Origin of the sequence: Pseudomonas sp. SB113 (assembly GCF_040754745.1) — a bacterium.
Classification (GTDB): Bacteria; Pseudomonadota; Gammaproteobacteria; order Pseudomonadales; family Pseudomonadaceae; genus Aquipseudomonas; species Aquipseudomonas grimontii.
In genome coordinates this window covers 1-14,954 of record NZ_JBFMHW010000003.1, presented here as the reverse complement: position 1 = coordinate 14,954, position 14,954 = coordinate 1, and the positions used below count along the sequence as shown (strand labels likewise).

Below are 14,954 nucleotides of genomic sequence, written 5' to 3'. Positions count from 1 at the left end.
TAATTATTCCTCGATTTCATTCAGGTTGCGCCCGGCCAGTGCGGCTTTCACCGTCTGATCCATGCGGCGGGCGGCAAAGGCGTCAGTGACCTGCGACAAGCGCTTGGTCTGTTGCTCGATGGCGTAACCATCGTTGCCTTTCATCAGTTCGGCCAGTTCCTGCATCTGCAGGTCGATGACCATGCGCTCTTCGGCATCCAGCAGGCGCTCGCCGTCGGCGTCAAGGGCGCCCTGCACCGCTTCGAGCAGGCGCTGGGCATCCACTTGTTGTTCACGCAGTACGCGAGCGACCTTGTCGTCACCGGCGTATTGGAAAGAATCCTTGAGCATCTTGGCGATTTCGCCGTCAGTCAGGCCGTAGGACGGCTTGACCTGGATGCTCGCTTCAACGCCCGAACCCAACTCACGCGCGGCGACGCTGAGCAGGCCGTCAGCGTCGACCTGGAAGGTCACGCGGATCTTCGCCGCACCCGCGACCATGGCCGGGATGCCGCGCAACTCAAAGCGCGCCAGGGAGCGACAGTCGCTGGTCAGTTCGCGCTCGCCTTGCAGCACATGAATCATCATGGCCGTCTGGCCATCTTTGTAAGTGGTGAAGTCCTGGGCGCGGGCGACGGGGATGGTGGTGTTCCGTGGAATCACCTTCTCCATCAGCCCCCCCATGGTCTCGAGCCCCAGGGACAGCGGAATCACGTCAAGCAGCAGCAATTCGCCGCCATCACGCTTGTTACCGGCCAGGGTGTCAGCCTGGATGGCGGCACCGATGGCTACCACCTGGTCCGGGTCGATTTCTGTCAGCGGCTGGCGGCCAAAGGCTTCGGCAACGGCGTCGCGAACCCTTGGGACGCGGGTGGAACCGCCGACCATGACCACGGCACCGACATCTTCCAGCTCGATACCGGAATCACGCACGGCGCGACGGCAGGCCTTCAGGCTGCGGGCAACCATCGGCTCGATCAACGAATCGAAGGCTTCACGAGTCAGCTGGGCGCACCAACTGCCGTAGGAAACCTCAACAGAAGCGGCGTCAGTCAGCGCCTCTTTAGCGGCACAGGCCGTTTGCAGCAAGTTACGTTGCTCGCCCGGATCCAGGTCAGCGGACAAGCCGGCGCTGCTGATGATCCAGCCCGCGATAGCGTGGTCGAAGTCATCGCCACCCAGTGCTGTATCGCCACCGGTAGCCAGTACTTCAAACACACCGCCGGTCAGGCGCAGGATCGAAATATCAAAGGTGCCGCCGCCCAGGTCGTAAATAGCGACCAGCCCTTCAGCGTGCTGGTCCAGGCCATAGGCCACGGCCGCAGCGGTCGGCTCGTTGAGCAGGCGCAACACGTTCAGGCCGGCGAGCTTCGCCGCGTCCTTGGTAGCTTGGCGCTGTGCATCATCGAAATATGCCGGAACGGTGATCACCGCACCGACCAGTTCGCCGCCCAACGTGGTTTCCGCGCGCTGGCGCAGCACCTTGAGAATATCCGCCGACACTTCCACCGGGCTTTTCGGCCCCTGGACGGTGTCGATGAACGGCATATGGGATTCGCCGCCAACAAAACGGTACGGCAACTGGTCGCCGAGTTGCTTGACGTCGGACAGACCACGACCCATCAAGCGCTTGACCGATAGCACGGTGTTCAAAGGATCGGTAGACGCCGCCAGCTTGGCCGACTCACCCACTTCGGTGCGATCAGCGTGATAGCGCACGGCGGACGGCAGGATCACCTGGCCATCGGCGTCGGGCAGCGGCTCGGACAGGCCGCTGCGCAAGGCAGCAACCAGGGAATTGGTGGTGCCCAGGTCAATCCCCACCGCCAGGCGACGCTGGTGCGGTTGAGGGCTTTGGCCGGGTTCGGCGATTTGCAGTAGAGCCATGGTAATCAGGTCTTATCTGTCTATCAGGCGTGCATCACGGGCAGCACTGGGTTAATCGTCGAGGCGCTCTTCTAGCTGGCGCACTTCGTAGGTGAGCTTGTCGAGGAACTGCATGCGCCGCATCAGGCGTTCGGCCTGTTCACGCTGCGCAGCATCATCCCAACAGGCTGCGAAGCTTTCGTTGAGCTCATCCTGGGCGGTTTTCAGACGACGCTTGAAGACCGCGACACCCGCCACATCGGCTTCGTCCTGCAAGTCTTCGAGCTCTTCACGCCACTGCATCTGCTGCATCAGGAAGTCGGGATCATGCACCGTGACCTCAAGCGGCAACTCGCCACCGTTCATCGCGAGCAAGTAACGCGCGCGCTTCGGAGGGCTCTTGAGCGTCTGATAGGCTTCGTTGAGGCTGGCCGATTGCTCCAGCGCCAAGCGTTGCTCACGCTCGGAAGCGTCAGCGAAGCGATCCGGATGCACCCCACGCGCCAATTCTCGATAGCGCGTGGCAAGCTGCTCGAGGTCCAACCGAAAACTCGGCTGCAGCTCGAATAAAGCGAAATGACAAGGAGTACCCACGAATAGCCTCAGATGTTGAAGCTTTCGCCGCAGCCACATTCACCGCGTACGTTGGGGTTGTTGAACTTGAAGCCTTCGTTCAACCCTTCCTTGACGAAATCGAGCTCGGTGCCGTCCAGGTAGGTCAGGCTTTTAGGGTCGATGATCACTTTCTCGCCGTGACTTTCGAACACCTGGTCTTCCTCAACCACCTCGTCGACGAACTCCAGCACATAGGCAAGGCCGGAACAGCCCGTGGTGCGTACACCCAGACGAATCCCCTCACCTTTACCGCGCCCATCCAGGGAGCGTCGCACGTGCCGCGCAGCCGCTTCTGTCATGCTGATAGCCATCGTTGACTCCTTACTCGTCGCCAAATGCTTAGATCAAGCCTTTCTTCTGCTTGTAGTCGCGAACGGCCGCCTTGATGGCGTCTTCAGCGAGTACGGAGCAGTGGATTTTCACTGGCGGCAGGGCCAGCTCTTCGGCCAGCTGGGTGTTGCTGATAGTCACAGCCTCATCCAGGGTCTTGCCTTTCATCCATTCGGTCGCCAGGGAGCTGGAGGCGATGGCCGAACCGCAGCCGTAAGTCTTGAACTTGGCGTCTTCGATAACGCCAGCTTCGTTGACCTTGATCTGCAGGCGCATCACATCGCCGCACGCCGGAGCGCCAACCATGCCAGTGCCGACATCAGGATCTTCCGCGTCCATCTTGCCGACGTTGCGCGGGTTTTCGTAGTGGTCGATGACCTTTTCGCTGTAAGCCATGGTACTGAATCCTCACTCATCAGGGCCGCTCTGGAACCCTGTAAAAACGCCTGCGTTTTCCGCCACGTTCCTACAGAGCTTGGGTGGCGGCTTCTATAGTTAGTGTGCCGCCCACTCGATCTTGGAAATATCGACACCGTCTTTGTACATGTCCCACAGCGGCGACAGAACGCGCAGCTTGTTGACGGCTTCGCAGACTTTCTGCGCGGCGTAGTCGACTTGCTCTTCGGTGGTGAAGCGGCCGAACGTAAAGCGGATCGAGCTGTGTGCCAGTTCGTCGTTGCGGCCCAGGGCGCGCAGTACGTACGAAGGCTCAAGCGAAGCCGAGGTGCAGGCCGAACCGGACGAAACCGCCAGGTCCTTGAGCGCCATGATCAGCGACTCGCCTTCGACATAGTTGAAGCTCAAATTCAGGTTGTGCGGTACACGAGCAGTCATGCTGCCGTTGATGTACAGCTCTTCAAGGTTCTCGACCTGCTTGTAGAAGCGATCGCTCAGGGCCTTGATACGTACGTTTTCGGCAGCCATGTCTTCCTTGGCTACACGGAAGGCTTCGCCCATGCCGACGATCTGGTGGGTCGCCAGGGTGCCCGAACGCATGCCACGTTCGTGACCGCCACCGTGCATGGTGGCCTCGATGCGCACGCGTGGCTTACGGCTCACGTACAGCGCGCCGATACCTTTAGGACCGTAGGTCTTGTGGGCCGAGAACGACATCAGGTCGACCTTCAGCTTGGACAGATCGATGTCGACCTTGCCGGTGGACTGAGCAGCGTCGACGTGCAGCAGGATGCCCTTGGAGCGAGTCAGTTCGCCGATAGCCGCGATGTCGTTGATAGTGCCGATTTCATTGTTCACGTGGATCACGGAAACCAGGATGGTGTCTTCACGCAGCACGGCTTCGATCATGGCCGGGGTGACGATACCGTCGGTGGTTGGCTCGAGGTAAGTCACCTCGAAACCTTCACGTTCCAGTTGGCGCATGGTGTCGAGGACAGCCTTGTGCTCAATCTTGGTGGTGATCAGGTGCTTGCCTTTGGTCGCGTAGAAATGCGCCGCGCCCTTGATAGCCAGGTTGTCGGATTCGGTGGCACCGGAGGTCCAGACGATTTCGCGCGGGTCTGCGCCAACCAGGTCAGCGACCTGGCGACGAGCGTTCTCGACCGCTTCCTCGGCTTTCCAGCCGAACACGTGGGAACGGGAGGCCGGGTTGCCGAAGTTTCCGTCGACCAACAGGCATTCGCTCATCTTTTGCGCGACACGCGGATCAACCGGGGTGGTCGCTGAGTAATCAAGGTAAATCGGCAATTTCATGGACTTTCTCCTAAATCAGGCTGGCTGGCGTGCCGTTAGCTCTTCGGCTGTCACTCGACGGCGGACGCTTCGATCTTGTCCAGACGCGGCGCCTTGGTGTTGCAACGGCGCTGGTCCTGACGCTGGGCTACTTCTTGCACCTCACGGCGAGTCACAAGATCAGCCAAGCTGATACCACTCAAAAACTCATGGATCTGCAGGCTCAAGTCACACCACAAGTGGTGCGTCAGGCAGGTGTCGCCGGCGTGGCAGTCACCCAGGCCCTGGCATTTGGTCGCATCGACGGATTCGTTGACCGCGTCGATCACCTGGGCTACCTGGATGCCCTGCATGTCACGGGACAGTTGATAGCCGCCGCCCGGCCCACGTACGCTGGAGACCAGATTGCTACGGCGCAACTTGGCGAACAGTTGCTCGAGGTAGGACAGGGAAATGCCTTGGCGCTCGGAGATATCGGCCAGGGACACCGGCCCAGTTTGCGCGTGCAAGGCCAGGTCAAGCATGGCGGTTACCGCGTATCGGCCTTTTGTAGTCAGTCTCATGGACAAGTACCAAGGTGTTTCAGAATGGGAGCAAGTATGCGATTCCCGAGTATTTAAGTCAACTATAAGACCTAGTACTTTAGTCAGGATTACCCGCAAAAAGGGCGCGCGAATCATAGCAGGGTGGGGCAGGGACGAACAGCGGCAGCGGGGCGATGGCTCGATATCGAGACCAATGGAGATCAAATGTGGGAAGGGGCTTGCCCCCGATAGCGGTGGATCAGTCAATATATTGAGTGACTGACAGATGGCCATCGAGGGCCCCTCCCACATGGTTTTTGCAGCGAATGTGAGATCTCAGCCGGCCTTGGTTGTAGCTTCGTCCTTGATCTCGGCGAAGTCCTCTTCGCGCAGCTCAGGCAGGTCTTTCGCACAGTAGCTGCTGCCCAACTCCTTCAACGCGCCGCACATACCGTCCAGCTTGCCGTCCACCGCTTGCAGGTGGTCAAGCAACTGGCCGATAGCACGTGCGACCGGGTCGGGCATGTCTTCGCTGACACCGTAGGCATCGAATCCGATTTTCTCGGCCATGGCCTTGCGCTTGGCCTCCTGCTCGTCACCCACTTCCGGCTTGACGATGATCCGCCCAGGAATACCCACCACGGTGGCGCCGGCCGGCACAGCCTTGGTCACCACAGCGTTGGAGCCGACTTTGGCGCCAGCCCCTACCGTGAACGGACCAAGCACCTTGGCGCCCGCGCCCACCACCACGCCATCCTCCAGCGTCGGGTGGCGCTTACCCTTGTTCCAGCTGGTGCCCCCCAATGTCACGCCCTGGTACAAGGTCACGTCGTCACCAATCTCGGCAGTCTCGCCAATGACGATGCCCATACCGTGATCGATAAAGAAGCGACGCCCCACCTTGGCACCTGGGTGAATTTCGATCCCGGTCAACCAGCGGCCGAAGTTCGACACCAGCCGCGCCAGCCATTTCCAGCCCATATTCCACAAGGCACCGGACAGGCGATGGATCCAGATCGCGTGCATGCCTGGATAGCAGGTCAGCACTTCAAACGCGTTGCGCGCCGCCGGATCACGGTGAAAAACACTCTGGATATCTTCTCGCAAACGCTCGAACATTTTTAATCCTTCCGCTTAAGAAGCTCGCCACGGGCCGCTTTCTGGGTTTCCGTGAGGATGCCACGCAATATATTCATTTCCGCTCGACTGACCGAGCTGCGCCCGTACAGGCGACGCAGGCGCGCCATCAAGTGCCGCGGTTTTTCCGGATCGAGGAATTCGATGGCCACCAGGGTTTGCTCCAGGTGCTCATAGAACCGCTCCAGCTCATCCATGGTGGCCAACTCGCCACTCTTGGTCGACGCCACTTCATCCTTCTCAACCTTGCTCGGCTGACCTTCAGCGGCCAGCCAGGCCATGCGCACTTCATAACTCAACACCTGCACCGCTGCCCCGAGGTTCAGCGAGCTGAACTCAGGGTCTGATGGAATGTGCACGTGATAATGACATCGCTGCAGCTCTTCATTGGTCAGGCCAGAGTCTTCACGGCCAAACACCAGGGCAACTTCAGCGCCGCCGGCAGCCTCTTCCACCACTTTGGTGCCGCACTCACGCGGATCCAGCAGTGGCCAGGGAATGCGGCGATCACGGGCACTGGTGCCGAGCACCAGGTTGCAGCCGACCAAGGCGTCTTCCAAAGTGGCAACGATCTGGGCTTTTTCCAGGATGTCATTGGCACCGGATGCTCGGGCATCGGCTTCGTGGTGTGGGAACACGCGCGGCTCGACCAGCACCAGGCGCGTCAGCCCCATGTTTTTCATGGCTCGCGCCACACCGCCGATATTGCCGGGATGACTGGTATTGACCAAGACGACACGAATGTTTTGCAGCAAGGTAGGCGCTCTCGGACACGGGAAAGGGGAGCAAATCTTACAGAACAGCCTAAGGTTATGCCATGAAAGCTAACGTCGTCCTTCACCTGAAGAAAGTTTCTGCTAGAATGCTCGGCTTTCTTTAACAACCTTAGGTGACACATCCATGCAGCCCATGCTGAATATCGCGCTGCGCGCCGCCCGCAGCGCCAGTGAATTGATCTTCCGCTCCATCGAGCGCCTGGATACCATCAAGGTCGACGAAAAAGACGCCAAGGATTATGTATCCGAGGTGGATCGCGCCGCCGAACAGAAAATCATCGACGCTCTGCGCAAGGCCTACCCTACCCACGGCATCCTCGGTGAAGAAACCGGCCTGCACAAAGGCAGCGACGAAGGCGAAGACTACCTGTGGATCATCGACCCACTGGATGGCACCACCAACTTCCTGCGCGGCATCCCACACTTTGCTGTCAGCATTGCCTGCAAATACCGTGGCCGCCTGGAACACGCTGTAGTACTCGACCCTGTTCGCCAGGAAGAATTCACCGCCAGCCGTGGCCGTGGCGCCCAACTGAACGGTCGTCGCCTGCGCGTCAGCGGTCGCACCAGCCTGGACGGCGCCCTGCTGGGTACCGGCTTCCCGTTCCGTGACGACCAGATGGACAACCTGGAGAACTACCTGGGCATGTTCCGCGCCCTGGTTGGCCAGACCGCCGGCATCCGTCGCGCTGGCGCGGCAAGCCTGGACCTGGCTTACGTGGCTGCCGGTCGTTTTGATGCGTTCTGGGAGTCGGGCCTGTCCGAGTGGGACATGGCTGCAGGCGCCCTGCTGATCCAAGAGGCCGGTGGCCTGGTGAGCGACTTCACTGGCGGTCATGACTTCCTGGAAAAAGGCCACGTGGTTGCCGGCAACACCAAATGCTTCAAAGCGGTATTGACGGCGATCCAGCCGCACCTGCCGGCCTCGCTGAAGCGCTAAGCGAGCGAGCACAAAAAAAGCACCCCGAGGGGTGCTTTTTTTATGCCTGGTTTTTGCTGCGGGCTTAAATAACTTTGAATTGAACCAGGCCTTGGAATTACTGCTGGTTCTGGCCCAGGACGAGACGCCCTTCCTTGTCGACCGGAATCTGGCCGCCCGGATCACGATCCATGCGCACCGAACCTTCCTTGCCATCCAAGGTGTAACGCACGTCGTAGCCGACTACCTTATCGCTGATGTCGTTGACGGTGTTACAGCGAGTCTGCGTTGTGGTGTAGGTATCACGGTTCTGCATGCCTTCCTGAACCTTGTTACCCGCATAACCACCACCAACCGCACCGGCCACGGTGGCCAGCTTCTTGCCGTTACCGCCACCGACCTGGTTACCCAACAGGCCACCGGCCAGCGCACCAACCACAGTACCGACGATTTGATGCTGATCCTGCACTGGCTTCTGCCGGGTCACTGCGACGTCCTTGCAGACCTCACGAGGCGTTTTAATCTGGGTTTTCACCGGCTGCACCGCCAGCACTTGCGCATACTCAGGGCCGCTTTTTACCAGGCTGTAGGTGGCAACAGCACCCCCGGCAGTTACACCGACAGCACCCAATACCGCACCAACCAGTAACGACTTGTTCACGTTGAACCTCCTGACCATCACAAACGGACCGAAAGATCCGCGCTATACCCAGCCTTGGAGCAAAAAAAAAGGCACGAGTTCAATACTCGCGCCTTCTTTGTAACAGCAGATCAACAAGCGCCCATCAAGGGCGGTCGTCGACCTCCTTGCCAGTGGCGGCAGGAGGGATCAAGTCTTCGCTGTTGAGGTTCAGCCAGATCAGCACCACGTTGGCGATGTAGATCGACGAGTAGGTGCCCGCCAGAACGCCGATGAACAGCGCCAGGGAGAAGCCCCACAGGTTGTCGCCACCGAAGATCATCAGTGCCGCGATCGCCAGCAAGGTGGAGATCGACGTCGCCATGGTCCGCAGCAGGGTCTGGGTGGTGGAGATGTTGATGTTCTCGATCAACGACGCCTTGCGCAGTACACGGAAGTTCTCACGAACCCGGTCGAATACCACGATGGTGTCGTTGAGGGAGTAACCAATGATCGCCAGTACAGCCGCCAGCACGGTCAGGTCGAAGGTGATCTGGAAGTACGCAAGGATACCCACGGTCACGACCACGTCGTGGATCAGCGACACAATGGCGCCGACACCGAACTTCCACTGAAAGCGGAAAGCCAGGTAGATCATGATGCCGACCAACGCCATCAGCATGCCCAGGCCGCCCTGATCGCGCAGCTCCTCACCCACTTGCGGGCCCACGAACTCGACGCGCTTGACCGACGCCGGGTTGTCGCCACCTACCTTCTGCAAGGCTTCGGCTACCTGGTGCCCCAGTTGCGGGTCTTCGCCAGGCATGCGCACCAGCAGGTCGGTGGTCGCACCAAAACTCTGCACGATGGCTTCGTGATAACCGGCCTTGACCAGCTCATTGCGCACCAGGGTAACGTCGGCCGGCTTCTCATAGGTCAGCTCGATGAGCGTACCGCCGGTGAAGTCCAGACCGTAGTTCAGGCCCTTATGGAACCAGCTGAACAACGCCAGAACGGTAAGGAGCACGGTGACGCCGAACGCAACGTTGCGAACGCCCATGAAGTTGATTGTACGTAACATGGCAGCCCCTTAAATCCACAACTTCTTGAAGTCACGCCCGCCAAAGATCAGGTTGACCATTGCGCGGGTCACCATGATGGCCGTGAACATCGAGGTAAAGATACCGAGGGACATGGTTACCGCAAAACCTTTGACGGGGCCGGTGCCCATGGCAAAGAGAATCCCGCCGACCAGCAATGTGGTCAGGTTGGAGTCAAGAATCGCAGTAAATGCCCGGCCGAAGCCTTCGTTGATTGCACGCTGCACGGTCATGCCGGCGGCGATCTCTTCACGAATCCGCGAGAAGATCAGCACGTTGGCGTCTACCGCCATACCCATGGTGAGTACGATACCGGCGATACCTGGCAGGGTCAGCGTAGCGCCCAGCAGCGACATCAGGGCCAGCAGCATCACCATGTTGCCCGCCAGGGCCACGGTGGCAATGATGCCGAAGAAGCGGTAGATGGCGATGATGAACAGCGACACGAACAGCATGCCCCACAAGGCCGCGTCGATACCCTTGGTGATGTTGTCAGCCCCTAGGCTCGGGCCGATGGTACGTTCTTCAGCGAAGTACATCGGTGCAGCCAGGCCACCGGCACGCAGCAACAGGGCCAGCTCCGAGGATTCGCCCTGGCCGTTCAGGCCGGTGATGCGGAATTGAGCACCCAGCGGCGACTGGATGGTCGCCAGGCTGATGATCTTCTTTTCTTCCTTGAAGGTCTGCACCGGCACGTCTTTCTCGACGCCGTTGACCATTTGCTTGGTGTAGGTGGTGACCGGGCGCTGCTCGATGAAGATCACCGCCATACTGCGACCAACGTTGCTGCGTGTGGCGCGGCTCATCAGTTCGCCACCGTGACCATCCAGGCGGATGTTCACTTCAGGGGTACCATGCTCACCGAAACCGGCCTTGGCGTCAGTCACCTGGTCACCGGTGATGATCAAGCCACGCTCGATTAGTGCTGGAGGACGGTTGCCTTCACGGAACTCAAACTCTTCGGAAGTTGCACGGGAAGCCCCCGGCTCAGCCGCGAGGCGGAACTCCAGGTTGGCGGTTTTACCCAGGATACGCTTGGCTTCAGCGGTGTCCTGCACGCCCGGCAGCTCAACCACGATGCGGTTGGCGCCCTGACGCTGGACAATCGGCTCAGCCACACCCAGCTCGTTGACGCGGTTACGTACCGTGGTCAAGTTCTGCTTGATGGAGTATTCGCGGATTTCCGCGATTTTGGCAGGGCTCATCGCCAGACGCAGTACAGCCTGACCGTTCAGGTCGGCCGGTACGATGTCGAAATCGTTGAAATTCTTGCGGATCAGCGCACGGGCCTGTTCGCGGGAGGCTTCGTCAGAGAAGCCAAGCTGGATGGCACCGTTGAGCTGCGGCAGGCTGCGATAACGCAGCTTCTCTTTACGCAGCAGGCTCTTCACGTCGCCTTCGTAGACCTTCAGGCGCGCGTCGAGGGCTTTGTCCATGTCGACTTCCAGCAGGAAGTGCACACCACCGGACAAGTCCAGACCCAGCTTCATCGGGTGCGCGCCAATGCTGCGCAACCAGGCCGGAGTGGTCTGTGCCAGGTTGAGCGCGACAACATAGTCGTCACCCATGGCCTTGCGCACGACATCTTTTGCCGGCAATTGGTCTTCTTGCTTGGTCAGGCGCAACAACCCGCCCTTCGCACCAGCTGCCAATGTTGCCGCTTTAACCTGGATGCCCGCGTCGGTCAGTGCCTTGCTCGCGCGTTCCAGATCAGCCTGGTTGACCTGCAGCGAAGTGCTGGCGCCAGTGATCTGGATCGCCGGGTCATCAGGGTAAAGATTGGGAGCGGAATAAATAAAACCGATCGCCAGCACCGCCAGGATCAGTACGTATTTCCACAGAGGGTATTTGTTCAGCATCACGCCGCCCGCTTATAACGCGGGGCGCCTTGCGCGCCCCGTCGATTGGTAAAGGTTGGAACTTAGATCGCTTTGAGCGTGCCTTTTGGCAGCGTGGCGGCGATGGCGCCTTTCTGGAACTTCATTTCTACGGTGTCGGAGACTTCCAGAATCACGAAAGCATCGGAAACCTTGGTGATCTTGCCGGCAATACCGCCAGTGGTCACAACTTCGTCACCTTTCTGCAGGCTGCCCAGCAGGTTCTTCTGCTCTTTGGCGCGCTTGGCCTGTGGGCGCCAGATCATCAGGTAGAAGATGACCAGGAAGCCGACCAGGAAAATCCACTCGAAACCACCGCCCATAGGGCCGGCAGCAGCAGGCGCAGCGGCGTCAGCCATGGCGTTAGAGATAAAAAAGCTCATTTAGCACTCCAGTTGCAAAATAGTGAATCTTAGGGTCGGAAAACTCAGTCCAAGGGCGGCACAGGGAGCCCGCGCTTGGCATAGAAGGCATCGACGAAGGCGGCCAATGTACCCTGTTGAATAGCCTCGCGCAAACCAGCCATCAGGACTTGGTAGTGACGCAAATTGTGGATGGTATTCAACATGCTACCCAGCATTTCCCCGCATTTGTCCAGATGGTGCAGATAAGCACGGGAGAAGTTCTGGCAGGTGTAGCAATCACAGGTGGGATCCAGCGGCGAATCATCATGGCGATGGAACGCGTTACGGATCTTCAGCACGCCTGTATCAATGAACAGATGCCCATTGCGGGCATTACGGGTTGGCATCACGCAATCGAACATGTCCACACCGCGGCGCACACCCTCTACGAGATCTTCGGGTTTGCCAACGCCCATAAGGTAACGAGGTTTGTCAGCGGGCATCAGGCCTGGCAGGTAGTCCAGGACCTTGATCATCTCGTGCTTGGGTTCACCCACCGACAAACCGCCGATGGCCAAGCCGTCAAAGCCGATCTTGTCGAGGCCTTCCAGCGAGCGTTTGCGCAGGCTTTCATGCATACCGCCCTGCACGATACCGAACAGCGCAGCGGTATTATCATCGTGTGCGTTCTTCGAGCGCTGGGCCCAACGCAGCGACAACTCCATTGAAATCCGTGCGACATCTTCGTCAGCCGGGTACGGCGTGCACTCGTCAAAAATCATCACGATGTCGGAGCCCAGGTCGCGCTGCACCTGCATGGACTCTTCCGGCCCCATGAACACTTTGGAACCATCCACCGGCGAGGCAAAGGTCACGCCCTCTTCCTTGATCTTGCGCATGGCGCCCAGGCTGAACACCTGGAAACCACCCGAGTCCGTGAGGATCGGGCCCTGCCACTTCATGAAGTCATGCAGGTCGCCATGCTTCTTGATCACTTCAGTGCCTGGCCGCAGCCACAGGTGGAAGGTGTTGCCGAGGATGATCTCGGCGCCGGTGGCGACGATGTCACGCGGCAGCATGCCTTTGACGGTGCCGTAGGTGCCCACAGGCATGAACGCCGGGGTCTCTACCGTACCGCGCGGAAACGTCAGGCGGCCGCGACGGGCTTTGCCGTCAGTGGCGAGCAATTCAAACGACATACGACTCATAGTTGTTCCTCAGGGCCGCGCGGCGCCGGATTACGGGTGATAAACATCGCATCACCGTAGCTGAAAAAACGGTATCCATTGTCGATGGCTGCTTTATACGCCGACATTGTTTCGGGATAACCCGCGAAGGCCGACACCAGCATCAATAACGTGGATTCCGGCAAATGGAAGTTGGTCACCAGGCAATCGACCACATGAAACGGCCGGCCTGGGTAAATAAAGATATCGGTGTCGCCACTGAACGGTTTGAGCACGCCATCTCGCGCCGCGCTCTCCAGGGAGCGCACGCTGGTGGTGCCCACCGCAACCACCCGCCCGCCACGCGCCTTGCAGGCGTTAACCGCGTCCACAACGTCTTGGCTGACCTCCAGCCATTCGCTGTGCATATGGTGATCCTCGATGTTATCCACACGCACCGGCTGAAACGTGCCGGCCCCCACGTGCAGGGTCACATAGGCCGTCTCGACGCCCTTGGCGGCAATCGCATCCAGCAGCAACTGGTCAAAATGCAGCCCGGCAGTCGGCGCAGCAACTGCACCGAGGCGCTGGGAATAGACCGTTTGATAGCGCTCGCGGTCCGAGTCTTCGTCGGGACGGTCGATATAAGGAGGCAATGGCATATGGCCGACGCGCTCCAGTAACGGCAGAACCTCTTCGGCGAATCGGAGTTCGAACAGCGCATCATGACGCGCAACCATCTCGGCTTCGCCACCGCCGTCAATCAGGATGCTCGACCCCGGTTTCGGCGACTTGCTGGAGCGTACATGGGCCAGCACACGATGGTTGTCCAACACTCGCTCCACCAGAATTTCCAACTTGCCGCCGGATGCTTTCTGGCCAAACAGACGCGCCGGGATTACCCGGGTATTGTTGAACACCATCAGATCGCCCGGACGCAAATGCTCAAGCAAATCAGTGAATTGACGGTGTGCAAGGGTGCCGCTGGCCCCGTCCAGGGTCAGCAGTCGACTGGCGCGACGCTCGGCCAAAGGGTGGCGAGCAATCAACGAATCAGGGAGTTCAAAAGTAAAGTCAGCAACGCGCATGATGGGGTTCGTCTAGCAGGGCCGGGAAGTCTAGCGGAAATAGTGAAAATAGACCATGAAACGTGATTGACCAACGGTAATCTCATCTCTATACTTCGCCGCCATTGAGCCCTGATGGCGGAATTGGTAGACGCGGCGGATTCAAAATCCGTTTTCGAAAGGAGTGGGAGTTCGAGTCTCCCTCGGGGCACCATCTTAAAGAAAGACCTTGAATTTCAAGGTCTTTTTTTTCGTCTATAGAAAAGCGCCCTGAGGCCGCAACGGCGCCCAGAGAGCGAGTTAGCACCATCCGCCTCCCCAGCCACCATAAAGTCCAGCGAGCCCACTCAGAGGCCTTGCAAGGCCGCTAAAAACACCCCTCCTGATTATCTCAAAGCCCACCCAAAGCACCGCTCGGGCTTCGAGCGGGGATACTGCTTCACGTGATGGACGAATGCCGCCCGCGCCAGAACTCATCAGGATTCAGAAGCGTGTCAGCGCATCTATTGATGCGATGCAGGCTCTGGGGAAACCGACGCTTTACGAGTAGGAAAAAATGGGACGACTGCAGCAAATTTATCGCTGAGAACATTCATGAATTCACCCAGAAATTTTAGGGCACTTTTCGACCGAGCAAAACAAAACCCCACCTGCTTTCGCAAATGGGGTTTCGGAATTTAATCTTGACGATGACCTACTCTCACATGGGGAAACCCCACACTACCATCGGCGATGCATCGTTTCACTACTGAGTTCGGGATGGGATCAGGTGGTTCCAATGCTCTATGGTCGTCAAGAAATTCGGGTACTGAGTCGTGGCCAGTTGGCCTCGCTTCAGCAAATTGGGTATGTGACAGCTTTCGGTGTTTTGTGAACATCGAACTTTCGGTTCGTTGCGTCTTCACACACCGCAATCTGATGCTTCTACTTGTTTCCAAGTCAGGAG

At 58.9% G+C, this 14,954-nt stretch carries 15 protein-coding genes, 1 tRNA gene and 1 rRNA gene; 2 read left to right on the top strand and 15 right to left on the bottom strand.

Going from position 1 to position 14,954, the window contains the following annotated elements; translation table 11 throughout:
- Window positions 1–3: 3 nt before the first annotated feature.
- The 8 genes from hscA to trmJ form a co-directional block, all read right to left on the bottom strand.
- Window positions 4–1,866, bottom strand: coding sequence for a Fe-S protein assembly chaperone HscA (gene hscA, locus AB1462_RS04745; protein ID WP_367246275.1), 1,863 nt, complete (start codon window positions 1,864–1,866; stop codon window positions 4–6).
- Window positions 1,867–1,917: 51 nt separating this feature from the next.
- Window positions 1,918–2,439: a co-chaperone HscB gene (hscB, locus tag AB1462_RS04740; protein ID WP_090400679.1), complete on the bottom strand. Its 522-nt coding sequence runs from the start codon at window positions 2,437–2,439 to the stop codon at window positions 1,918–1,920.
- Window positions 2,440–2,447: 8 nt separating this feature from the next.
- A complete protein-coding gene (iscA, locus tag AB1462_RS04735) occupies window positions 2,448–2,771 on the bottom strand; it encodes an iron-sulfur cluster assembly protein IscA (protein WP_048722793.1) in 324 nt (107 codons plus the stop codon).
- Window positions 2,772–2,799: 28 nt separating this feature from the next.
- On the bottom strand, window positions 2,800–3,186 hold the full coding sequence (gene iscU, locus AB1462_RS04730) for a Fe-S cluster assembly scaffold IscU (protein WP_010565229.1): 387 nt from the start codon (window positions 3,184–3,186) through the stop codon (window positions 2,800–2,802).
- A 99-nt stretch (window positions 3,187–3,285) separates the two neighbouring features.
- Window positions 3,286–4,500: an IscS subfamily cysteine desulfurase gene (locus tag AB1462_RS04725; protein ID WP_090400680.1), complete on the bottom strand. Its 1,215-nt coding sequence runs from the start codon at window positions 4,498–4,500 to the stop codon at window positions 3,286–3,288.
- 50 nt (window positions 4,501–4,550) lie between these two features.
- Window positions 4,551–5,042 (bottom strand): Fe-S cluster assembly transcriptional regulator IscR, encoded by a 492-nt coding sequence (gene iscR, locus AB1462_RS04720; protein WP_003194020.1) that lies wholly within the window; start codon window positions 5,040–5,042, stop codon window positions 4,551–4,553.
- 297 nt (window positions 5,043–5,339) lie between these two features.
- Entirely contained in the window at window positions 5,340–6,122 is a 783-nt protein-coding gene (gene cysE / locus AB1462_RS04715) for a serine O-acetyltransferase (RefSeq protein ID WP_090400681.1), read from the bottom strand.
- Between the two features lie 2 nt (window positions 6,123–6,124).
- The gene (trmJ, locus tag AB1462_RS04710) at window positions 6,125–6,895 is read right to left on the bottom strand and encodes a tRNA (cytosine(32)/uridine(32)-2'-O)-methyltransferase TrmJ (protein WP_367246274.1); all 771 of its coding nucleotides are present in this window, start codon (window positions 6,893–6,895) and stop codon (window positions 6,125–6,127) included.
- 145 nt (window positions 6,896–7,040) lie between these two features.
- Here trmJ and suhB point away from each other — a divergent pair, with 145 nt between their 5' ends.
- Complete coding sequence (gene suhB, locus AB1462_RS04705) at window positions 7,041–7,856, top strand: inositol-phosphate phosphatase (protein WP_367246273.1); 816 nt, start codon at window positions 7,041–7,043, stop codon at window positions 7,854–7,856.
- A gap of 97 nt (window positions 7,857–7,953) precedes the next feature.
- Here suhB and AB1462_RS04700 read toward each other — a convergent pair whose 3' ends face one another.
- The 6 genes from AB1462_RS04700 to queA all read right to left on the bottom strand — a co-directional run bounded on the left by AB1462_RS04700 (window position 7,954) and on the right by queA (window position 14,029).
- Window positions 7,954–8,496: a glycine zipper 2TM domain-containing protein gene (locus tag AB1462_RS04700; RefSeq protein ID WP_015885750.1), complete on the bottom strand. Its 543-nt coding sequence runs from the start codon at window positions 8,494–8,496 to the stop codon at window positions 7,954–7,956.
- A 124-nt stretch (window positions 8,497–8,620) separates the two neighbouring features.
- A complete protein-coding gene (secF, locus tag AB1462_RS04695; protein ID WP_090400683.1) occupies window positions 8,621–9,535 on the bottom strand; it encodes a protein translocase subunit SecF in 915 nt (304 codons plus the stop codon).
- Between the two features lie 9 nt (window positions 9,536–9,544).
- Entirely contained in the window at window positions 9,545–11,413 is a 1,869-nt protein-coding gene (gene secD, locus AB1462_RS04690; RefSeq protein WP_090400684.1) for a protein translocase subunit SecD, read from the bottom strand.
- Between the two features lie 62 nt (window positions 11,414–11,475).
- Window positions 11,476–11,814, bottom strand: a complete 339-nt coding sequence (yajC, locus tag AB1462_RS04685; protein ID WP_053135483.1) for a preprotein translocase subunit YajC — start codon at window positions 11,812–11,814, stop codon at window positions 11,476–11,478.
- A gap of 44 nt (window positions 11,815–11,858) precedes the next feature.
- Window positions 11,859–12,974: a tRNA guanosine(34) transglycosylase Tgt gene (gene tgt, locus AB1462_RS04680; protein ID WP_367246398.1), complete on the bottom strand. Its 1,116-nt coding sequence runs from the start codon at window positions 12,972–12,974 to the stop codon at window positions 11,859–11,861.
- Window positions 12,975–12,979: 5 nt separating this feature from the next.
- A complete protein-coding gene (gene queA, locus AB1462_RS04675; protein ID WP_367246271.1) occupies window positions 12,980–14,029 on the bottom strand; it encodes a tRNA preQ1(34) S-adenosylmethionine ribosyltransferase-isomerase QueA in 1,050 nt (349 codons plus the stop codon).
- 108 nt (window positions 14,030–14,137) lie between these two features.
- On the opposite strand from queA, the gene AB1462_RS04670 reads away from it, so the two are divergent.
- Window positions 14,138–14,222: transfer RNA gene (locus tag AB1462_RS04670), tRNA-Leu, on the top strand.
- A gap of 467 nt (window positions 14,223–14,689) precedes the next feature.
- Here AB1462_RS04670 and rrf read toward each other — a convergent pair.
- Window positions 14,690–14,805 (bottom strand): 5S ribosomal RNA (gene rrf / locus AB1462_RS04665).
- Between the last annotated feature and the right edge of the window lie 149 nt (window positions 14,806–14,954).